This window comes from Paenibacillus sp. NPDC058898, assembly GCF_049316025.1.
GTDB lineage: Bacteria > Bacillota > Bacilli > Paenibacillales > Paenibacillaceae > Paenibacillus_AQ.
This window is the reverse complement of record NZ_JBMOSM010000006.1, coordinates 103,901-127,253: the sequence shown is the minus strand read 5'-3', so window position 1 is coordinate 127,253 and position 23,353 is coordinate 103,901. Positions and strand designations below refer to the sequence as shown.

Here is a 23,353-nt window from a genome sequence, read left to right as displayed (position 1 = left end):
GATATCAGTGAATTAGAGAGCGGAGAAAAGAGCCCGGGCTAATGTATAGATCATCAGCCTGAGCTCTTCATGTTAAGTCCTCGATTTTGACGGTACCGACTTCAGTTAATTCTTAATTTAAAATGACATGTATTTAATTACTTAAGATTTCGAATCTTCATCAAACGTTGGATAAAACGTATAGAATACCGTCACAGCATGTTCATCGTAGTCGTCAAGATTCCAAAATACGGTCAACAATTCTTCAAAACAAGTTAAAGTTTTTCCTTCCTCACATATGAAAACCCAGTGATCATTAGAGTTCTCAACAGCATCAAACATAGTAAAGGAAATAAGATGATTGGAATCAATGAGCTCATCTGTCTCTTGATTGTGTATTTTATCTGGGAGATCCGGAAGCACGACAACTAAATATTCGGAAAACCCTTCAGAATTGCCAAGTTGAATGATCAATGAAGATGACGGCTAGCTTTATTTCTCAAAAACAGAGTGGTATGGTTCATAGGGTAACTCTAGTGGGCTGGATATCTGAAGAAGGAATTCATCCGCTTTCTTAATCAGGTTCATTAGATGTGTGGGCTGCATTTTGCTAATGAGGGAGTTCTCCTGTGATAAAAAGGATAAGGATTGTATAAATATCAACGGCTCCACATTCATCTCCGAGTCTTTGGGGAACATCTGCAGTATTTCTTCTAGCAACATATTTGAAATAGGCTGTCTTCTCTCCTTCTTTATATATAAAGCGGTTAGCATGGATTCTAATGCCCTGTTGCATAGTAATAAACTGACGTGATGCATGTTTTTGTCAAAGAAATGCAAAGATAAATTCATATATTCTTGAGAGCAGCTGGCATGAAGAAGAATCATATCCTGATAAAAGCCGCCTGTTTCCTCATGTTGGGAGGATGTATTCACATTCAGGTCGGTATCTCTTGTTACCGTCGATTTCATAATTAGCTTCACTCCCATTTTTCACTAAGAACATATTCTAGTTATCCAATTTAGTATTTTCCAGTATCTGTATTATAATATTCCAACCATTTTGTAGGCAATAGCCTACGGAAATTCCCTTATAGAAACACATAAGATGAATTTAACTATCTATTAAGGGGTTATAACGTGGCTAATCATAATGATAAATCCAAAGAGTTACTAGCCTTCGGCAGAGCTCTCCGAAATATTCGTAAAGAAAAGAAGCTCACCCAAGATGAGCTGAGCCTGTATTCCCGTGTCGATCGGTCTTATATTAGTGAACTGGAGAACGGAGAAAAAGCGCCTACTTTGCTAACGATTACCGCATTAGCAAGGGCGCTTCATGTTAAGGCTTCGGGTTTGATTGAGGGGTATGAGAGGGAGTTGGAGTTGGAGAAATAGAAAAATCCTCTTGATGCTTATTGATTCTCCAACATAGGCTAGAAATCTACTTTGCCCCCATTTTTTCTTCTGCAAGACTATTCTCTTTTTTTAAGCCCAATACTGACAAAATAATACCTGCCATATATGCAAGAATAGTAATATCGATGATTTTGTTAATACAAAAATGAAAAAACTGAATGATGTACATGGATGGTGTTTGTTTAACTGCATTATCTAACTCTTCGTAAAAAGATATCGTAGGAATTGGTATTGAAAAGTGAAGACAAAATGCATAATAAAATATTTTCACATAATTCTTAAACATTAATAAATAATCATTATAAGATGCAAATCTCTCTACCTGGATACCCGAAAATGTTAAGTAGAGTAGTGAATACGCCAAATCAGCAAATATAATAATTAATGCTATTTTTATAAATAATTGCTGTACTTCAATTCTACGCCATGTTTTAAACTTTTCTGGCTTCATTATAAAAACCATCTTTATAAGAAAATCTATTATAAAGACGGCAATAAGCAACGAAAGAATCAGAATTACGGTAACCGTCAAAAAATTCGACTGAGATTCCATAATCATTAAGGCAATAGGATGACTTGGATACAAAGAAATAAACCAAACAACAAAGATAAAGAAAGCAAATAAAAATATAAATACTCCCACAACCCAGACACAAAATTTATAATAAGAAGCTAATGTTAATGGCATGCTTCCTTTATGATATAAGAATGCTTCTATTCTATCTCCTAAAAGCTCAAATATCTTATAAAACAAAATAGCAAGCGTTATCACACTAAATAAAAAATAGAATAAATTATATAGAGACAAATAAACAGGAACTATCATTATTACACATAGCGGAATTAGGTTAAACCATTTCCATTCACTTTCTTTATCTCGCAAATATACGCTACTTTTAACAATAAGATATATTACAAACATAATGTAAAGCGTTATAGCAACTACAAACCTTGCGATATTATCTTTTTCTACTAAAAACAAAGTGAATGCAAACACTAAAGGCAATATGGTAGACGTGTTTGCCCAATTATTTTTTTCAACGATTTTTTTAGGAAGCAATTTTTCCTCTCCAATACTTTCACTTAGTAAAATTTACTGAGCATCCGTAAGTTTTGTTAGTGCCTTCGTTTGATGTGACCGTGATTTCGTATTCTTTGAAGTTGTGTTAGAGGCTGCTCTGGTTGCGGGACGTTTCATGGATTTCTTATTTGCTCGTCTTTTTCCGCCATGCAGCGCCCACCCATTGGGCAACGAACAATCCCAAAATAAACACATCTACAAATAAATATACCCCAATGTAATTTAGGATTAATAAAATATAACGAGAGGGCTGTAATCGTAAACAGTCCTCTTAGTACATAAGTAAGCTGTTGCCCTACGGCTTTATAAGTTTTCGCCATGGCGTTTTAACTTCTCCATTGATTCATTTCATCTAAACCATGAATTCCCAGCACCCGTTTAGCTAAATCCACCTGCTCATGATCCAATTCCACCCTTACCGTTCCAGTTCGTCTATGCTCACGCCACTTTATCAGATCTTCTTCCGTCTCTAATTTCAGTTCCGCTATCTCTGCGGCCCGGTCGAAAATATACTTCGATGTATACAGAGCCGTGTAGATTCCTCGTCCACCTGAAACAATCGGTTTATCCCGTTTCATCCACCTATCGATCGTAAATTTTACATACAGCTTTTCCTCAGATCCCCGCCTCGCGGGACGTTCGGTAATTTCCTTGCGACGAAGTACCTTCCAGTCAGCCACTCGTCCGTACCAGTGAATGCCTGTTTCTCCGGTAGAAGCGAATTTTCCCTTCGATTGATAGAGGGCAATATATTCGATCTGCGTTAAAATCTTGTGGTCCGTCACATTTTCAAGGGGGATATGGTAAAAGTTTAATTCCAGTGCCTGTTCCAGCTGGGAAGGTTCTTTTAGTGAACCTACCAATACATTTTTGCCAGCCATTTTGTCCTGGTAGTAACTCTTCGTACCTCGAGGTCTCGTCGAGCGTTCGTATGCTTTTTCCGGGCTGTCCTTAATGAGCTCATCCAGGAATTCTTCCATCAGCTCTGTTGAGTTAGGTAGAAACGGGAAGGCTCCTACATTGACGAGCTCGATACTCTTATAAAAACGATGCTCCCTGAACTTCTCCTCATCATGATACGGAAAGAGCACATACGCTCCAAACATACTCCGTTCATACTCTTGCTCTTGCTTGTCTGAATAAACGATTGCGTCCCGATACCGATGCATCGTGTTGATGTCGTCTTCCTCCGGACCTGGCTGCTTGTATTTATAATAATAAGGGGTTCCCTCGTATGCAGGATTTATCCGATATTTCGCGTCAAAAATATACTTATACTCCACCGTAGCATCGTTTTTCTTCAGCGTCAGCACATTATCCGGCTTCTGGCCGAGTGTAGCGCTCCGATCGCCTTTAGGAAGCGTGTTGTAATGGAGTGTAAATATTTCACCGTTACTCGGGTTCCTGTACACCATCCTAGCGCTGGCTGACTTGTCCAACGTCACAAAAATGCCTGAACGCTGAACCTTGATGATATCTTGCTTGAGAAGCTCATATTTCTGACTGAGGAGATCATGGATTTTCAAGAAGCACCAGTATTCGTACAGCTGCGCCAAGTCTTTCATCGAGAGATGGAACAAGTCGCTTTGGATCGATAAACCTTTCATAAGCATTAAATAATTGCGATATACTTCCCGATATCCAGGTGCCATTTGCAATACTAAAGATACGGAAAGCTGCTTCATCCCACCAACGTTCAGAAAATCCAGTCTTAACAATCGCTGCAGCTGATTCTGCATAGAGCTCATTCGCTTCATTAGGAGGGGATCCTGCATCCGAGCACTTCCGGATAACCTTGACTTTAATTCATTCAATTTTTTCGATATTCGCTCAAGTACCCAACGTACAAACCGATTCTCCATCGTGTCATATTGGATTCGACGTTTCATCTCCAAGGCTTGGGTAGGGTACAAGGATTGACCGTTAACTGGAATAAAACCGATCTTATCGTCTCGTCTAAGTGAATGAGGATGTTTAGTCAGGTACGCAATGTTCTCTTTACCTGTCTTCTTAACTCTTGCTGCCTCGACCTTCCTCATCTCTTTCTCTAGCTTGTAGTTAGGAGAAGTCTGTACTCGCTCCACCGCTTGAACAAGCTGTTCAAACACATGCTGAAGAATCGCAAAGAATTCCGTAAGACTTTGATGTTTCGTTTCTTTTAATCCAGTTAAATGATACGTTTTGCGAAGAAAATCAAAAGACAAATTATAAATTTGCCGATTCACATCGTCTAGAATCATCTGATAATCTTCTTTGTAATCCATTTTGGAAGGAAAAATCTCAAGCTGTAGCTGAAAAACAGCCTGTCCATTTAGCCTGAGCTCCAGATCGGATAGACCTACCTCGTTCTGAAAGTTCAGGATCCCCGACAGGATAGATTGGCCAAGTGGCTTAATCGCTTGTCTTACGCTAGCATTCTCATGATGGAAAGTTAGAGCCAGTGGCTGCTTCTTCTCCACAACGAGCTCATACGACTGCGTTTCGAAAAATAGCGGCCAGCTCTTCTCCCCCACCTCCCATGGGGTGAGCGCTCCTGTTTCCGTTGAGAACACCGAAATCTGCTCGATCCTTAAATCACCCGAAAGGGAATGAACCTGTAAGCTTGTATCCAACCATTCCCCGTCTTTGCTGTGATGAAGTTGCATAGACTCCACCGTAGGATGATACGGTTTGCCCTGAATATAGAGATTGAAGAGGGTAGTCTCGACTCGCAGCAGTTCCACACTCTGATTAAGAGAGCCAGTAAGAGGTAAATCCATCTTCTTCTAACCTCCGTAGCATAAAGGCGATTTTCCGAGCGCTTAAAGGATGCTTTGCCTTGTTCTCCTCTTCGTTGTCATTCCATTTTTGATAGATCTCCGACGCATCATCCATAAGTTCTAACACTGGCAAAATTCTCCCTAGTGCCCCTTGCAGAAGCTTGAGGAGTACCCGCTTCACTGATAGGCTACTGCCTTGAACGCGAGGTAGGATTTTCTGTAGGAGCTGAAGATCAAAAGCTCTATCATTCGAAAGCAGCTCATGGCGCTGATTGTATATCATATAGAAACAGATCGAATCCCGGATCCGAAATCCGACATGAGAATGGATCTCTTCAAGGATATGGTTAATCTTCACCAGCTTCTCCGTGGTCGCATGAACTAACTCCGTATACTCAGAATACACGTCAACCAGTTGCAGATACTCGCTTCGTAAGAACGAGTTATGAACGGGCAGAAGCGCCCCCTCATCTTGCAGTTCTAAGTCCGGATATTGCTGTAGATCAATATAATTAAACTCGATCGTATTCGCGCGATCCAGTACCTTTTTGCTAAAAGGATGAGTAGTCTCATCCATGTTCACAGTTCCAATCAGATACACATTATCTGGAATGGACAAGTCTCCATATATCGATTGATCCTCTTGCAGCAAGGACTCCTGGTTAATGAGCTTGGTCGTCACGATCCGCTCTTGTCTCCATTCCTGTGTCTCAATCACGCTGAGCACATCGCTGAAATAATACTCCACTCGCGCTAAGTTCATTTCATCTAGGCAGACAAAATAAGGCTTGTGCTGATTCTCAAGCTGAGAAGCTTCAACAAGCACCTCCGCTAAGCGTCCAGGCCGAAATACTCCCGACAAGTCTTTATATCCTAGCAAATCAGAAGGATCGCTCCAGTCAGGTCGAACCGGAATCAGCGTAAATTGTCCATTGTCTCCGGTAGCACCTAGTGCCTCAGCAAAAAGCTTAACGAGCTTGGTTTTTCCGGTACCCGATACTCCCGCCAGAATAACGAAAGGCTTGGTTTTTAGAGAGAGGTACAGGTTCTCGATAAGGCCGTGAGGATAATGGAATCCTCGGTGGGAGATGTATGATTGGATTTGCTCGTTTTGTTCTGGCACAGTTAATGAACTCAAGGATAGGCTCTCCTTCTCTTCTTTCGATGGCGTCTCTTCGTCTACGCCTTTATTGTTAATGACATGGTCCACATACATTTTATAGTTAGAGACCACATTCTCTAGATCTGCCAGTAATTGATCGTCATCTGGAATCGCATTTCGATCATAGCGGATGTACGCCACGGTAGAGACTTGATAGTCACGGCCGAGACCGCTTCTCGAGGTAAGGTTAATGTCATCATCCTTCTGCATACCTTCCAGTGGAAGAAGTTCGCGGAGCTCATTCGCCTTCTGCTCAAGATAGTGGTACCCTTCTTTCTTACCAAGCTCATCTTTGGGTACAGTAACCCCTTGGTTTAACGTAAGATAGACAGATTCCATGTCCTCTGAAAATAAATAAACGATATATTCGCCGTGTTGTGTTGTATCCGTTATCCGCTTATCCATCACCGCGATCCAAGGAATATTGGCCCAGTTCCCCTGACCAACCGAACCCTGGATTTTGTAGTTGGGATCGATAAAATAGAGTGACCTTATTTGCTCAGGGATTGTCTGCCTGAAGAGAGTGCCCAATGGGTGACCCGCAAATGCTTCGTTTCTAGCTGCTATGTAACTATTCATAATTTCGATCAGAGCATTTTGAAGAGAGAATAGGGGCACCCCTAACTTATCGTTATAGTTCTGGAGCTCAGTTAGAGCATACTCTTTTAACTCTTGCATGACGTGGTCATCTAGTTTATCTGCTATATCAGAACGAAACGTTACCGTTTGCTGATTTTGATCAACTTCTAAGATGGCCGATAGCGCCTCCAATGGTGTTTTAAGCAAGGTTATGGTTTGAGATAAGGTAAAATCATCCCAGTGGCTTGCCTTGCCAGGGGGAGGTGAATCTACTCTCTCACCTAGCTTACTATTCTCTTGAAAGTATGCCAAAAACCGCTCAGCGATTGTACTGAGCGGGAATGTGAATGAACGGCTTTGTTGGTAATGTTCGATGAGCGATAGAACCAAAACCATTTTGTAGGATTTTTGTTTGACGCGAAATATGGATGAGAGTTGGTTTGGTAGCATTGGGACCTCCGTATTTATTACCATTATACATACACAGCATTGAACCCAACAAATACATCAGACTTACTTCTAGTATTCAATCCCTTCGGTTCTTTATAGAATCAAGTATTATTTTCATAATTCCCCAATAACACTCAAACGTTCATTTATAAAATTGGCTATTTCTTGTGGAGTAAATTTAGTTCCATCAACATAACCATCTGTGTTAAATACTCCATCAACATGTCCCGCGTCTAGTCTTATATACATAATTCTATCTATTGCTTTTTCCATTATCATTTCTCGAATGGCTCTAAACTCAAGTCCACACCATTTCTTCTCTTGATATTTTTCACTTAGAAAAACAACAATTAATTTAGAACGATTTCTGTATATATCTTGCAAAAGTATATCTAAAGATGGTCTTGCAAGTTGACTAATATAGTTATTATCATAAAAGATACAGTCCATATTTCTTATCTTTCCAAGCTCATTTACTACTTGTTCCACTATATATCTTGATTCACCAGCAAATGTAAACGATACATCAAAAAAATGTCTAGTTATGTCTACAATCTGACTTGCTTTTGTCTTTAAGCTATTGAGACTGATACCTACATGTTGCAATTCCTTATATAGGTTAACTTTTTTTATTGCCCAATGTGTTCTATTAAACTCCCACTTCTTTATATCCAATTCAAATTGCAGTCTATGTAAGTCCTCTATTGAAAGTACCTCTACTTTCTGAAAAGAAATTTTAATTCCTACTTGCCGTACTATGATATCTGTTATATAACCAATGCTGGCATCTTTATTACAATAGTCTTCATATGCAAAAATACAGGGAAGTTTCTTGATCTCATTAATTTCTACAATGCCAAGCTTACCAAATTTCTCAACAATGTCCTTTTCAGTATATTCTCGTAAACAACGGTCTTTATCGAATATTTTTGTGTCCGATTCCCAAGCATTTTCATCCCCAGATATAAAAAGGTTATATAGTTCTTCTGTCATCGAATAGTCGCCCCTTACTAACATATTGATACAATAAATGAAAATTCCTCTCATTTCATTTATCGGGTAATAATGTTCACCACCTATAATATCCCTATTTACTTATGGTAAGAGTCTTCCACATATAAGCCTCCCTTACTGGGGGGCTATGACTATTTTACCAGAGTTTCTAAACTAAATGGATTTTTATATACTTCTGCCACAGCATTTACCTTAAAGTGAATTCTCTCCTTCTAGCATGTCTATCTTGGAGTACTAATAAGTAAAAGTAGACGAAGACGAGGTTTGAGGAATAGTCACGAAACCTTGCGTCGGTTTCTTTACATCTTTGACTAGCATTACTATAAAGTGTGTCTACATATTTACTGGAGATAGTCCAAACATTTGCTTCCTACTAATATTTCTAATTGCTTTATTGGTTGTGCTTCATATACTTTCCTATCAATTCCGCCTTGAATGGTTTGTCTGAATAGTAAAAGCTCCAGTACTTTAGTAGATACTAGAGCCTATTCAAGTAAATAATATATATCAATTTCCCATCCTAAACCCTTCTCAAGAGTATTCACTATAATTCCATATTCATGAAACCCTTTTTTAAAATTTTCAGTATAATAAAGAAAAGAATCATCGAAGGAGATTTCAAAATGGGTTACCAACCAGAAGCACAACTCGAAAAAAATTTACATACACAGCTCGTTAATCAAGGCTATAAACGCGTAAAGATTGCAGATTATGATGCACTCCTTACAAACTTTAAAAATCAACTTAATGAATTTAACGAACATAAACTCGATGGCCGACCACTAACTGATATTGAATTCAAACGAATTTTAACGCGGATTGAAGGCAAAAGCATATATGATTCAGCAAGAATTTTACGCGATAAGTTATTGATTGAACGTGAAGATGGCACAGAGTTATATGTAGAGCTCATGAATACACAAGACTGGTGTAAGAACTTATTCCAAGTAACGACGCAAACAACAATGAAAGGCACGTATACAAATCGTTATGATGTGACCATTCTTATTAACGGTTTGCCCCTTGTACAAATCGAACTGAAACGTCGTGGATTAGATTTTAAAGAAGCGTTCAATCAAATTCAACGTTATCGTCGCCATACGTTTACTGGTTTGTATCGATTCTTACAAATATTTGTCGTAAGTAACGGAGTAGATACGAAGTACTTCTCCAACTCTGACTATGACATTCAGTTTGGCTTTACGTTCTTTTGGACAGATGAAAACAATGAACTCATAACAAACTTACAAGGTTTTGCAAGCGCATTCCTAAAACCATGCCACTTAGCAAAAATGATTAGTCGTTATATGGTTATTAACGATAGTGACAAAGCCTTAATGGTCATGCGTCCTTATCAAGTGTATGCAGTAGAAGCATTGGTACAGCGAGCAACAGAAACAAATAATAATGGATACATTTGGCATACAACTGGTTCTGGTAAAACATTAACCTCTTTTAAAGCCGGACAAATTTTAGCGGATGAGGAAAATATTAAAAGGGTCTTCTTCCTAGTCGATCGCCAAGACCTAGATAGCCAAACGATTGCAGAGTTCAATAAGTTCCAAAAAGGTGCGGTTGACCGTACAGACAAAACCAGAACCCTTATTGAACAAATACAAAATCCAATGAAACGATTCATTGTGACAACGATTCAAAAAATGAATAATGCTATTAAGAATCCTAAATATGTAAAAGTCATGGAACCATACAAACAAGAGCATGTTGTGTTCATCATTGATGAATGTCACCGCAGCCAGTTTGGTGATATGCGAAAAGAAATCGATAAACATTTCCAAAATGCACAGTACTTCGGCTTTACAGGAACGCCACGTTTTGTCGAGAACAAGAGTCAAGATGGACGAACAACCGCTGATCTTTTTGAAAAGTGCCTGCATCATTACCTCATTAAAGATGCGATTCGTGATGGGAACGTACTTGGATTTTCTGTAGAATATATTCGTACTTTCAATGCTAAGATTGACGAAAATGATGATACCAAAGTACAAGCGATTGATACAGATGAAGTATGGCATGATGAACAACGGTTAAATCTCGTAGCTGATCATATTATTAATAATCATCAACGACGTTCTAAGAGTAAAGGTTATTGTGCAATGTTTGCAGTGGATTCCATTCCAACATTAATTAAGTATTACGATATATTTAAATCGAAAAATCACGACCTAAAAATTGCTGGTATTTATTCATATGGGCAAAATGAGGAAAGTGATGGAACAGATGAACATTCTAGGGAAGCATTAGACCGTATAATTAAAGATTATAACAGAATATACGAGACAGACTTCTCGACAGAAACATGGGATCGTTATTTTTCTGATGTATCCAAAAAGGTAAAAAAGGCTCAAGTTGATATTTTACTTGTCGTAAAAATGTTCCTAACTGGATTCGATAGTAAGCCACTCAATACACTCTATGTAGATAAGAACATGGTGTATCACGACCTGTTGCAAGCGTACAGTCGTACAAATCGTGTAGAGAAATCGACTAAGCCATATGGTAATATCGTTTGTTATCGCAATTTAAAAGACAATACAGATGATGCAATTAAATTATTCTCTAGAACAGACAATGTGGATACCGTTCTAATGGGTGGCTACGATCAATATTTAAAAGCGTTTAGAGAAGCTGTTAGGAATTTGCGAACCATTACAGTCATTCCAGAAGAAGTAGACGAGCTAGAGAGAGAAGAGGATAAGCGGCAATTTATCATTGCGTTCAAAAATGTGACGAAATTGCTTCAACGTTTACAATCGTTTTCTGATTTTGAATTTGATGAAACAAAGCTAAGGATTTCACAGCAATCTTATGAAGATTTTAAGAGCAAATATTTCAAGATTTACGATAGCTTTAAGCGTAGCGAAGTGCCAAAAGAATCGATTTTACATGACATCGACTTTGAGATAGAGCTGATGCATACAGACAAGATTAATGTCAGCTACATTTTAAATTTGATTGCAAGCCTTAACACAAAAAATAAAAATGAACGTGACAAAGAAATTCGTTTCATCAAACAAGAATTAGACCATGCATCTGATCCGAAGTTACGTCTAAAAATTGAATTGATTAAAAATTTCTTAGATAAGGTTGCACCAACATTAACACCAGAAGAATCTGTAATAGAGGCATACCATCGTTACGAAGAAGAAATGAGTGAGAAAGAGCTCTCAACATTTGCGAAAGAATTAGATATTGAAGATAGTGTATTACGTGAACAAGTATCAACTTATGAGTATTCCAATTTAATTGAAAAAAATGCGATTATGGATTCTTTATCAGGTTCATTCCTAAAAAAGAACAAAGCCATCAAAGCTATTACATCCTTTATTCGTGACTTTACTGAAAAGTACGGTGCATAAACTCTATTTCATTTGATTAATGAGCGCCTGACTAGCGCTCTTTTTTATGTTATTTTAAAAAATATCAAAAAAATCACAAAAACCATTGATATTATTTAAAATATCAATTATATTAAAATCGTCAGATGTGATATATTAAAAAATATCAAGGAGGTGTAAGATGAAACTTTACAAAATTGCTGAATTTACACAAGGTGCATTTACAAACCGTTTAGAAATTTTATCTTCTGATGATGAGACATTAAAAGTTAAACCACTCTCTTTAAAGGAATTTAACGAGACACTAGGTTTAGCTTATCGAATTTCAAATGAAAAAAACGGAGAAATTACTGTACCGAAGGAAAAGTTGGTACCTCAACTTTTAACCGATACGAATAGTCTTGTTCTACATACTCATACGCAAAAAGTTGCTTGGCTACCTAAGAAATACAGTGGGCTGTTATTAACCAATAATTTTATTAAAATTCAACTAATAAATGATGTAGATCAAGCATTTTTTGAATGGTATTTTAATGACCATCCTTCCATTCAGAAACAGCTGGCGGTATTAAGTGAAGGGACGGTCATTTCGTTATTGAAACTATCCCATTTAAAAGATCTAGAAATTGACTTACCCCCTATCCAACAGCAAACCATTATCGGAAAAATCGCACAGCTTAAAAAGAGAAAAGAATCATTGATAGCTGAAAAAAGTGAATTACAGCAGCTGTATATTCAGCAAAAACTAATTCAAAGTATTATGAACTAATTTACCATCTTAGGAGGAGATAACAATGACAACAAGTGAAAAACAGCGTCAACAACAAATGGAACTGCATAAAAAACTATGGGCAATGGCAAATGACTTACGAGGTCAAATGGATGCCAGCGAATTTAAAGATTATATTTTAGGTTTAATCTTCTACCGTTATCTTTCGGAAAAAGTAGAAGCTCGCGCAAATGAATTACTAAGAGAAGACAACATTTCATTCGCAGTTGCATGGACAAACAAAGAATATCGTGAAAACTTAGCGGAGTATTTAATTGATGAATTAGGTTATATCGTAGAGCCGCAATTCCTATTTTCTCATTTCCTTGAGGAAATCGAAAAAGGTGCAAAAGGTAACTTTGACGTTGAAATGTTGCAAAACGGTGTCAAAGCAATTGAATCCTCTACTCTAGGAACAGATAGCCAAGATGAATTTCAAAACTTATTTGACGATATGGATCTTACTTCATCACGTTTAGGACGTACAGTTAAGGATCGTACCAATTTAATTAGTAAAGTGATTTTGAACATTGCAGACATTCCATTTTTACAGGACGATGTAGAAATCGACATTTTAGGCGATGCCTATGAATATATGATTTCTCAATTCGCGGCAAATGCTGGGAAAAAAGCTGGAGAATTTTACACCCCACAACAAGTATCGAGAATTTTAGCGAAAATCGTCACTGCTGGAAAAACAGAAATTCGTGACGTATATGACGGTACTTGCGGTTCAGGTTCATTACTACTACGTGTAGGTAAAGAAGCGAAAGTACACAAATACTACGGTCAAGAAAAAGTATCTACAACATATAATTTAGCTCGAATGAATATGTTACTGCATGATATTCCATACCAACGTTTTAATATTCGCAATGCCGATACATTAGAAGAGCCACAACATATCGACCGACGCTTTGAAGCCATTGTTGCAAATCCACCATACTCTGCAAAATGGAGTGCAGACGATAAATTCAAAGAAGATGAACGCTTTAGTGCCTATGCAAAGCTTGCTCCAAAATCAAAAGCTGACTTTGCCTTCATTCAACACTTTATTCATCAATTAGATGATAATGGGATAATGGCGGTCGTATTACCTCACGGTGTTCTTTTCCGTAGTGCTGCTGAAGAAGCTATTCGTAAGTATCTGATCGAGGAGAAAAACTATCTAGATGCTGTTATCGGCTTACCAGCTAATATCTTCTATGGAACAAGTATTCCAACATGTATCCTTGTATTCAAAAAATGTCGTAAACATGATGAAAAAGTGCTAATCATCGATGCATCCAATGAATTTGAAAAAGGTAAAAACCAGAACCATTTATCAGATGAACATGTTGAAAGAATTATTGCTACATTCCAAAACCGTGAAACAATCGACAAGTATTCATATGCAGCAACTTTAGAGGAAATCAAAGAGAATGACTACAACTTAAACATACCTCGTTACGTTGATACATTCGAAGAAGAAGAACCGATTGACTTACAGGCAGTGTCTCAACGTCTAAAGCAAATTGATGATGAAATTGCAGAAGTAGACCGTGAGTTGGAGAAGTTTTTTAGAGAGTTGGGGGTGTAAAATATGAATACACCAAAACTTAGATTTAAAGAATTTAAAGATTCATGGTCTTCTTATAAACTAGGAGAAGTATGTACGTTTTCAAAAGGTAAAGAACTTTCTAAAGCTGATTTAAGTAAAAGTGGTGAACCTTGTATATTATATGGAGAATTATATACACGTTATGGAACATTAATTAACTCTGTTGTAAGTAAAACCAACTCCAACTCTATGTCCCTAGTACGAGCAGGGAAAAATTCGGTGTTAGTTCCTTCCTCTGGAGAAACAACTTTAGATATAGCCTGTGCTAGTGCTCTAAATATTGATGATGTATTAATTGGAGGAGATTTAAATATTCTGATTCCCAATTGTAGTATTAATGGACACTTTTTAAGTTTACAAATTAATGGTAAGCAGAAGGTGAAATTATCTAATCTTGCTCAGGGAGCTACAATTGTTCATTTATATTCCGATTCAATTAAAAGATTAGAATGTGCTTTCCCATCTCTAGAAGAACAGAACAAAATATCCCGTTTATTTGAAATCCTAGAGAAAAAAGTCCATCTTCAACAAGAAAAAATCAACATGTTAAAGGATCTGAAGAAGGGATATGTGCAGAAGATATTTAGTCGGGAAATAAGATTTAAAGATAAGAATGGTCAAGAATATCCAGAATGGTCACTACAGAAACTTCGTAATTTTTCTGAACGTGTTACAACAAAAAATTCTGATTTAGTAACTGTTAGACCATTAACCATTTCGGCACAATATGGTCTTATTGATCAAATTGAATTCTTCAATAAAACGGTTGCTTCTGAAAATTTAACGGGTTATTACTTACTTAACAAAGGTGAATTTGCATACAATAAAAGTTATTCTAATGGTTATCCACTTGGCGCTATTAAACGACTGGATGATTATGAAAGTGGTGCTTTATCTACACTTTATATTTGTTTCAAGCCAAAGGAAAATGTAAATAGTGATTTCTTAGTTCATTATTTTGATTCTACTCAATGGTATAAAGAAGTGTCATTAATTTGTGTAGAGGGTGCCCGGAATCATGGTTTATTAAATGTAAGTGTATCTGAGTTTTTTGAAACTCTTCATTATTTACCTTGCCTAGAAGAACAATTGAGAATCGCAAAATTCTTTAATTGTATTAATCAGAAAATTAAACTAAACGAACAAACATTGGAAAATTTGCAAGGTCAAAAACAAACCTTAATGCAACAAATGTTCATCTAATTTAAACAGCACCTTCCACAGGTAAATGGACGGTGCTGTCTCTGTTTTCCCAAAAAAATTTAGATGGAAATCAACTTACGAAGTTTTTATGGACGGTGTCGCACTCAGCTTGACAGATTGTCTTTTTTTCGATTAGAAGTCAAGTCTATAGTAACGTTTATCTATTGGTATATCTAGTAAAATCGCATCTATTCGATATGTATCATACATATAGAGAAGATTAATTACTAACAATTTTAAAATACTTAGAGCCATTACGTTTTTTTCTATGAACGTTTTCCAATATACAGTTTACACTTTTTTCATTCAAATTCAAATTAATTAATTACAGGAGTAGCTCCTTACTTGAATCTTCCCTTTGGCTTTAATTTACTAATTTTTTGCTTATCTTACTCCAATGATTCTTTACTTGATCTTTCACTTTCACCTCAATATTATTAATTGATTCAAATTCACTTTGAGCACGTTCAGCGTAGGTAATAAAATTACCTTTAACTTTTTCATTTCTTGGATTCTTATAATTTCTACCAAGATGTGTATAAGTCTTATACAGTTCTCTTCTTTTAACCTTCCTACCATGTAGTTTAGATAACTTATTACACACTTTGACTTTTCTATACGCTCTTGTATAGAACTTGAATAAACTCTTTTCTCTTAAATAGATTCGTTCACCATCAAATCTAAATCCTAAATAATCTAAATTTTTGCTTGTTCCATTAATTTCATTTATTTTTTTATCTTGATATAAAAAATGATTCGTCTTTTCTCTTTGAATAATTAGATTAGGCACTTTAGCAGAAATCTCATTTATTTTATTCTCATGCATTTCAGAATCTAAATTATTCTCAATATTCATCGGAATAACTATTATAATGTCATCACAATATCTTCTATACATCCCATTGTAACTTTCCACATAATTATTAAGTTCCTGATCAAAATCAAGAAGATATACATTTGATAATACAGCACTTATCCCTGAACCTTGAGGTATTCCATATGGTTTAGAGTTTTTTTCGATGTTAGTATATTTGTAGTTATTGAATTGTGCAGTTGTTAAATATCGCTCTTTTCTTTTGAAATATGTATCTTCTTTATTATCAATTAAATATCGTTCTAATTTCTTTTTATTTATGTAACTAAACTTAGTAATATTCTTAAACACGTTATAGTAATCAGAGGGTAGATTTTTCCGATCCAATACTATCTTTAACTTTTCTTTTAAGTAACGATGATCTAAGTTATCAAAAAAATCTGAGAAATCAGTAACCAATATGTATGATAGTTTATGTTTAGTGATAAAATTAATTACTTCGGCAGCAAAGTGTATATTGCTCTTTCCTTTTTTATTATTTCTATATGCAATTGAAACATCATCAATATTTCTCTTTATGGTTAAACTATTGTAAAGTTCATTAATTTTGTCACCGTAATAACTATAGATGTAACCGTCTATATGTGCTGCATAATATATATTTCGAATTTTCCGTTTTTTCATCTTTGTCTCGCGACTATATTTATTGAATATTATCTTGTAATGCAAAAAAGGATAGAATCCATGCTGAGTAACCCACTCAGCATTTTGAATTTTATCCTTAACATTTTCGAATGATATTCTTTTATCGAAATGAGTAAAATACTTTGTTTTAAACATCTTCATTTTTGCAGAGCTGGTACAAGCACCTAATCGTGACCTATTAGATAGATTCACTCATACCAGCATACCCTCCCCTTCGGGAAATTCAATTAGAGTGTAACTCTCGTGGTCACTAATAACTACAATTCATGTATACTATTATTAGTATAATGGCAAGGTTTGCAAATCTGAACAAAGGAGACAATAAGCATATGACATACTTGAGTCTATTACTTGATTTCGCAAGTCTATTCTTTAGTATTACTCAATATGAAATTGACCTTGACAGAATTCTACCTTTTTCCTCTGTACCCCTTACACTACAGAGCGTTATTCCTTCGTAATTTTATCATATTTTGTTACTTATTGTAAATAGCAATCACATCAATAGGAAAGATGTTCTTACCCATCACAGGTATCTTGTATCAATGATTGAGTTATTTAAATAAAATGAAAATCTGAACAAAGAAGCGAGTATAACGCTAACTCCAATGACTACGTTGGATATCCTCAAAAACTTATATCAAATACCTTAATTTAAAAGATCACTTTTACCCTTGTTAACTAACAGAATAGGTTTCAATATGTATTTTTTTCCTCGTACTTCCTTCAACGAACCTTTCACATCTCAAAATGAATAAACTCGTCTAAAAAACAGCCAACAAACCCGCATTCCGCCGTTGCACGTATAAAAATCTCATGCTACAAAACAGGTACTCCTCCGATTTTTGACTAAATGCTTTCTATCACGACTTTACGAAACTGCATAATGTCTTGATATAAAAACAGTGGAAAGTATTAAAGGAGCTGTATTTCCCCTTCCTCCATTCATCCCTTCCTTACTTTATCACTCTTTTTTCAATTTTTTAGCAGGAGTTTGTTTGAAAAAGGACGGGGTAATTTGTTGGTAGACATCCCTCATCAACACTGCAAAACTCTCCACATGTTTGGAGTATCCAATGGAAACAACCTAGCGGAGTACTCTGGCCAAAATTGTTGCAATAGTATTATTCCATTTACAAATCCGGTAGTTATTTTGAAATTAAATCCAATATCAATTGCTTGTTTTATTGCATTATTGTTACAGGAGCATATATTTTATTAATGCCTTCCATTATCACATCATTGTTACTGACTGTTCCAATTTTTCCACTAAAACTGTAATCATCATCGGAAATGTCTGAGGTTGAATACATCAATGATTGGTCAATCCCATATGCCTCAGCAATCGCTTGCTCTAAATAGCTCTCCAACGATAGGAGTCGATCATTAAAACGGATTGGCGGCCAATTAACGAATCTATTACTTCCAGTTTGCAAAATACCTGGCACGCCTACATCAACAATAAAAACATTATCTAATAGGTCTATCGTACACTTATGCTCTTTTTCATAAAGGAACACGCTAGAATCACTCGTGCAAATAATTTCTTTAAATGCAGAAGCTTTTATTAGAGAAACGATTTCAGAATAACTTAAATAACCCACTTTATTTTTAGATATTTTTAAGCTATTACATTCTCCCCCGAATGCTCTGATTACCGATGCACATTCTACTTCTAATTCATCTCCACAATTTAGTTCAGCAATCAATTTAGATTGTTCACTTGACCACTCAATCATTTTCTCTTTTTCAACCAGAGGAATTCCTGTATCTCTAGAAGCGCTCTCAGGTTCGCCTATAAAAACTCCCAAAACGCTTGTAAGCGAATTTGTGTTAGTGCCGCCAACAGTTACGCATCCACCTATTAAACTTTCTTCTTGATACCCCAATTCCCTTGGAAATATCAGCGCTCTTGCAACTACTTCTCCATCTTCATTCTTGATTATTCTCATGTTCTTTGAGAAGTTTTCTATTTCTTCTTTTGAACTATCACTTAATAATTCATACCTTATTATCGTTCTCTTAATTAACAGTATTGGATCCATGTATTTCCAATCGTTTGAACTAATAACTTTAGCTTTAGTATTCTCTATTTCATCCTCATAGTAGAGATCAACATTAAGTGTTGGAAATTTATTTTCTAGAAACTCTTGATATGTTAATTTATAATTTCTTAAAGCTCTTGGCTCTAGTAGTCTCTTAATAATATCTTTACTAGATAACCATACCCTTATCTTTGTCCCTCCGTTTTTAATGTATTCATCTGGAAATGCATTTCTGAGCAACGGCCTATCATCCACTCCGTTTTGAAACTCTAGGACACTTGTTGAATCTCTGCTTCCATCATAACGTCTTGTTGAGACTCTTACTTTCGTGCCCCACATAAATACAGAGAAAAATCCAACACCATATTTACCTGTTGAACTGAAGGGCTTTGATTCTAACCCTGGAAACTCCTCATGCATTAACTTTGTTGACCAAAATGATTGTCCAAAATCTAAAAAAGGGCCTGTTAATACTTTTGGAGACATCCCGAGACCACTATCTTCCACTTCAATATAGTACCCATCTTCATCTACGCCTGTTCTTACTACTACTTTCCCCCAGGATTCATCTTCTTCCTCAAGTATTCTTCTAGCTCGAATTGCATCAGTAGCATTTTGAATTAACTCTCTAAGAGGAGCAAATAGATTCGAGCCATATAATTGCTCTCCCCCCAATTGCTTTACTAACTTAGCTACATTACCAACATTAATTTTAGTATCAACAGGTTGCCAACCATCTACAGTAATTAATTTAGATAATCGTTCTAAATTTGAAATTGATGCGACACCTATTGCCCTTAATTGTTGCCTATTTGTATCAGCAAGTAATGAATCAACTTCCCTGAGCTCTGAATCAATTAGTTTTAGTGTTTCGTAACAGAGCCACCAACTATCTACCTCTTCTATTCTAAAAGGCGACTTAGATGTATACACTACTCTTCCTCTTTCCAACCTTGGCTGATATAACTTTTGTTGAAATGCCCAGTGTTTGTCAGCGTAACTAGAAGGTTTTCTTACCGCTCTTAAAAATCCTGGTGCCCTTCTATCATCTATATGACATGCATCTGCAACCCTCAAAAGACAAGCAAGCTTTAAAGGATCAACTGTCCAATCCTGCGGAAACATTCCAGGCGCTCCTAGTTTAGTTGGTAATTTATCCTGTAATTCCTCAATACTCCACCAATGACTATGAGCTATTTGTCCAATAAGCTTGCCATACGATTCACGTAATTCAGAATTCTCAATTAAGTAATATTTATTTTTATCAGTACCCGTCCATGAGACTTGTGCTAAATTTTCGGCATGTTTCGCATGCAATAGTCTCAATATCTCGTTTGTTGCTTCTTTTTCAATCTCTTTACTTGGATTTTGGAGTTCATGATCTGTAACTTTTCTTCTTTTGTCTTCCCCTTTTATCAATGATGCAACTGTGTCCTTCCACAGCATACTTTTCTTTAATTCTGAAACACCTTCTGGAAAAGCTGCTAACCCCATTCCAAGATCATGAATTAAAAATGCTCCACCCAGAACAAACACTTCAGGTGGAGTAAGTTTGTAGTCACCATCAGTAATTAATTCTGTCATTTCCCATAAAGCATCTATATGACTGATATCATGAACTGTAAAGTCTGGCAAATTCACGTGTATTTCACTAGCTAAGACTTTTGCTCTTTCACGAAAGTTTTCAAGAGTTACTCTTAATAGCTCTCTTTCTTTAGAGTACAAATCTGATTCATACTGTACAGCAAGATTGCGATTCCAGATTGTTGTTTGTTCGTAACGATTCATTCTCTTCATTCCTCTACATTAAATTTGGATAGTTAATTTTAACATGTAAAAATTGACATGAATATATTTCCTTCCGTTGAGTGGTACCCCTAAATGAACATTTTGTTGCATTTTGGTGCGTCGGGTTAAATTGATTTTTACCGCGCAACACTGAATCATATGGTCAAGAGAGTGTATTTGCTCGTTGTGCTGATTGCTGTAAGGTATGATGTTTCGGAAGGACGCTATGAGGAAAGAGGGCGGCGCATATGTTTGCGGGGAATAATCATACATCTTCATTCTGTTCTTAGCATATCGTTGCAAATAGAAGTAGTTGACACCGTAGTAGCTGATTTACGAGAACTGATAACAAACAATGTAAAGATGGAGCGAATCTATAGAATAGCGGGCGGGGAACTTGAACTACATCAGACCGCCTATTCTAAAGAGTTACAAAGAGTCAATAAAGAACTTGCAAAGCTTGAAGGTGATTTCCGTTTTGGCTCACTTTACTTCAACAAAAGCGGTCGCTTAGGATCAGTTCAAGTCGGCTAATAAGGGTATACAAGCTGAACAAAGTCAATTGGCCACCGCAAGGTTGAACTTGAAACACTGATTGAATCAAAGAAAGATACGGAACGCTAAATGCAAGATTTCCAACGTCAAGTAAACAAGATAGCAAAGCTAGACATTGATAATGAACAAGTATTAAAGCATATCATCCAAAAGCTGATTCACAAGATTGAAGTACATGCGGATGGTAACATATAAAGATTCACTCCAACATCACCCGCCCCGCTTCTTTAGGAGTATAAAACAAGCGGGGGAAATCAATCCCCCGCCCACTTAAGCACCGCCACACTCTCTACATGCACCGTATGCGGAAACATATCCACCGGCGTAACCTCAACCGTCCGATACCCGCCATCCTCCAGCACCCGCAAATCCCTCGCCAAAGTAGACGGATTACAGCTCACATAAACCACACGCTCCGGCTTCATCTCAAGAATCGTCTCTAGCAGGCGCGGATCGCATCCTTTACGCGGTGGATCAACCACGATGACGTCCGCCTCGATGCCTTGTTCCTTCCAGCGTGGAATCACATCCTCGGACGCTCCGACTTCAAACTCCACATGTTTCATACCATTGAGCTCAGCATTCGCACGTGCGTCCTCGATCGCTTCCTTCACGATCTCGACCCCATATACCTTCTTGGCATGTTGGGCCAAGAACAGGGAGATCGTTCCGATGCCGCAATAGGCGTCGATCACGGTCTCTTCCCCGGTTAATCCTGCATACTCCACCGTCTTCCCGTACAGCACTTCGGTCTGGGCGGGGTTCACCTGATAGAAGGACCGCGCTGAAATCGCGAACTTCACGTCGCCAATATAGTCATGGATGACCTCACGCCCCCACAGGACGCGGGTAACATCACCAAAAATAACATTAGTCTTTCGAGTATTCACGTTCTGGCAAACACTTACTACAGCCGGGAGCTCCTCACGGATCGCCGCGATCCACTCGTTCACGCGCGGTATCCGCTCGCCGTTCGTGACGAGTACAATCATCATCTCCCGGGTAGCAAAACCGATCTTCACCACGACATGGCGAAGCAGGCCTTGGCCTGTTTCTTCATTGTACGCGGTAATGCCGAGCTTCCGGCCAATGGCTTTGACACGGCTGACGACCTCGTCGTTCTGCTCGTGCTGGATGAGGCAAGTCTCCATATCCACGATCCGATGGCTGCCGCGGGCGTAGAAGCCGCCGACCAGGCCGCCTTCCGTTACGCCGATGGGCACCTGGGACTTGTTGCGGTAGCGCCAAGGCTCGCTCATACCGAGTGTCGGCCGCACGAGGATCCCCTCTTGATCTGAATGAACGTGGGACACGGCAGGATTGGCCCCATTGGTTTCAGAATTCTTAATGTCCCCTCCACCATCTTTGCCACTCCGCTCGTCGTCCCCACGCGTCGCTCCAGCACCTTCCGCCTCACGCACCACCCGCAGCTTCCCGATCCGCTCCAGGTTGTCCACCACTAGCTGGCGCTTCCACTCCAGCTGACCGGCATAACTCATATGCTGCAGCTGGCAGCCGCCGCATTGGTCGTAGATCGGGCATGGGGCCGCGATGCGGTTCGGGCTCTGCTCGACCAGCTCCAGCAGCTTGGCGTAGCCATACTGCTTCTTGGTCTTGAGCACCTTCACCCGGGCCTTCTCGCCCGGCAGGGCGCCCTGAACGAATAAGGTGTAGCCGTCTGCGCGGCCGACCCCTTCCCCGTCATGGTTCATTCCTATAATATCGATCACTACCTCGTCGTTCTTCGCCACCGGCAGGTCCAGGAGGGCCGCCGAAGCCGCCGGCTTGCCGCTGCGGCGCGTGTCGCTTCCCTTGCGGTTCTTCTTCATGATGTGCTGTTCACTTCTTTCCGTTCAACTTGTCCCTTACCACTCTATATTCCCATTCGGCGTCCCATCCATAATAGAAGTTGTTCAAAAAGCTCGCTTTTGATCACGAAGTGAATCAGGAAGCCACTCGGCATCGAATCTTGAATTCAGCCGGGCCTTCCGGTGCTCACGTACCCAAGCGTACGCTCCACTCCTCAGTCCCTAGTTTCATCCAACTGAAGCGTTTTGAAAAAACGCACATCGGGAGCA

The 23,353-nt window shown here is 38.0% G+C and carries 16 protein-coding genes; 6 read left to right on the top strand and 10 right to left on the bottom strand.

Annotation, left to right across the window (positions count from 1 at the left end; all coding sequences use genetic code 11):
• Positions 1 to 141: 141 nt before the first annotated feature.
• Both ACOZB4_RS17850 and ACOZB4_RS17845 read right to left on the bottom strand, forming a co-directional pair.
• Positions 142 to 453 (bottom strand): hypothetical protein, encoded by a 312-nt coding sequence (locus ACOZB4_RS17850; protein ID WP_379406784.1) that lies wholly within the window; start codon positions 451 to 453, stop codon positions 142 to 144.
• An 18-nt stretch (positions 454 to 471) separates the two neighbouring features.
• Complete coding sequence (locus ACOZB4_RS17845; protein WP_379406783.1) at positions 472 to 951, bottom strand: hypothetical protein; 480 nt, start codon at positions 949 to 951, stop codon at positions 472 to 474.
• 168 nt (positions 952 to 1,119) lie between these two features.
• On the opposite strand from ACOZB4_RS17845, the gene ACOZB4_RS17840 reads away from it, so the two are divergent.
• Complete coding sequence (locus ACOZB4_RS17840; RefSeq protein ID WP_379406782.1) at positions 1,120 to 1,374, top strand: helix-turn-helix domain-containing protein; 255 nt, start codon at positions 1,120 to 1,122, stop codon at positions 1,372 to 1,374.
• Between the two features lie 46 nt (positions 1,375 to 1,420).
• Here the strand turns inward: ACOZB4_RS17840 and ACOZB4_RS17835 are convergent, their stop codons facing one another.
• From ACOZB4_RS17835 to ACOZB4_RS17815, 5 genes are all read right to left on the bottom strand, one after another.
• Positions 1,421 to 2,455, bottom strand: coding sequence for a hypothetical protein (locus ACOZB4_RS17835; RefSeq protein ID WP_379406781.1), 1,035 nt, complete (start codon positions 2,453 to 2,455; stop codon positions 1,421 to 1,423).
• Between the two features lie 134 nt (positions 2,456 to 2,589).
• Positions 2,590 to 2,796 (bottom strand): hypothetical protein, encoded by a 207-nt coding sequence (locus ACOZB4_RS17830; RefSeq protein ID WP_379406780.1) that lies wholly within the window; start codon positions 2,794 to 2,796, stop codon positions 2,590 to 2,592.
• Between the two features lie 6 nt (positions 2,797 to 2,802).
• Positions 2,803 to 5,235: a DUF2357 domain-containing protein gene (locus ACOZB4_RS17825; RefSeq protein ID WP_379406779.1), complete on the bottom strand. Its 2,433-nt coding sequence runs from the start codon at positions 5,233 to 5,235 to the stop codon at positions 2,803 to 2,805.
• Positions 5,207 to 7,426 carry an MrcB family domain-containing protein gene (locus tag ACOZB4_RS17820; protein WP_379406778.1) on the bottom strand — a complete coding sequence of 740 codons (2,220 nt, stop codon included), beginning with the start codon at positions 7,424 to 7,426 and terminating at the stop codon, positions 5,207 to 5,209. The genes ACOZB4_RS17825 and ACOZB4_RS17820 overlap by 29 nt, the downstream gene beginning before the upstream one ends.
• Before the next feature lie 114 nt (positions 7,427 to 7,540).
• The gene (locus ACOZB4_RS17815) at positions 7,541 to 8,419 is read right to left on the bottom strand and encodes a toll/interleukin-1 receptor domain-containing protein (RefSeq protein ID WP_379406777.1); all 879 of its coding nucleotides are present in this window, start codon (positions 8,417 to 8,419) and stop codon (positions 7,541 to 7,543) included.
• Between the two features lie 644 nt (positions 8,420 to 9,063).
• Between ACOZB4_RS17815 and ACOZB4_RS17810 the strand changes: the two genes are divergently transcribed.
• The 4 genes from ACOZB4_RS17810 (at position 9,064) to ACOZB4_RS17795 (ending at position 15,368) form a co-directional block, all read left to right on the top strand.
• Positions 9,064 to 11,817 carry a type I restriction endonuclease subunit R gene (locus ACOZB4_RS17810; RefSeq protein WP_379406776.1) on the top strand — a complete coding sequence of 918 codons (2,754 nt, stop codon included), beginning with the start codon at positions 9,064 to 9,066 and terminating at the stop codon, positions 11,815 to 11,817.
• A gap of 160 nt (positions 11,818 to 11,977) precedes the next feature.
• Positions 11,978 to 12,565 carry a restriction endonuclease subunit S gene (locus tag ACOZB4_RS17805; protein WP_379406775.1) on the top strand — a complete coding sequence of 196 codons (588 nt, stop codon included), beginning with the start codon at positions 11,978 to 11,980 and terminating at the stop codon, positions 12,563 to 12,565.
• Positions 12,566 to 12,590: 25 nt separating this feature from the next.
• Positions 12,591 to 14,144, top strand: a complete 1,554-nt coding sequence (locus ACOZB4_RS17800; RefSeq protein WP_379406774.1) for a type I restriction-modification system subunit M — start codon at positions 12,591 to 12,593, stop codon at positions 14,142 to 14,144.
• Positions 14,145 to 14,147: 3 nt separating this feature from the next.
• Positions 14,148 to 15,368 (top strand): restriction endonuclease subunit S, encoded by a 1,221-nt coding sequence (locus ACOZB4_RS17795; protein WP_379406773.1) that lies wholly within the window; start codon positions 14,148 to 14,150, stop codon positions 15,366 to 15,368.
• Positions 15,369 to 15,732: 364 nt separating this feature from the next.
• Here the strand turns inward: ACOZB4_RS17795 and ACOZB4_RS17790 are convergent, their stop codons facing one another.
• Both ACOZB4_RS17790 and ACOZB4_RS17785 read right to left on the bottom strand, forming a co-directional pair.
• Complete coding sequence (locus ACOZB4_RS17790; RefSeq protein WP_379406772.1) at positions 15,733 to 17,079, bottom strand: reverse transcriptase domain-containing protein; 1,347 nt, start codon at positions 17,077 to 17,079, stop codon at positions 15,733 to 15,735.
• 992 nt (positions 17,080 to 18,071) lie between these two features.
• Positions 18,072 to 20,720, bottom strand: coding sequence for an HD domain-containing protein (locus tag ACOZB4_RS17785; RefSeq protein WP_379406771.1), 2,649 nt, complete (start codon positions 20,718 to 20,720; stop codon positions 18,072 to 18,074).
• 297 nt (positions 20,721 to 21,017) lie between these two features.
• Between ACOZB4_RS17785 and ACOZB4_RS17780 the strand changes: the two genes are divergently transcribed.
• Positions 21,018 to 21,254 (top strand): hypothetical protein, encoded by a 237-nt coding sequence (locus ACOZB4_RS17780; protein WP_379406770.1) that lies wholly within the window; start codon positions 21,018 to 21,020, stop codon positions 21,252 to 21,254.
• Between the two features lie 275 nt (positions 21,255 to 21,529).
• Here ACOZB4_RS17780 and rlmD read toward each other — a convergent pair whose 3' ends face one another.
• Positions 21,530 to 23,104 (bottom strand): 23S rRNA (uracil(1939)-C(5))-methyltransferase RlmD, encoded by a 1,575-nt coding sequence (gene rlmD, locus ACOZB4_RS17775; protein WP_379406769.1) that lies wholly within the window; start codon positions 23,102 to 23,104, stop codon positions 21,530 to 21,532.
• Positions 23,105 to 23,353 lie beyond the last annotated feature (249 nt).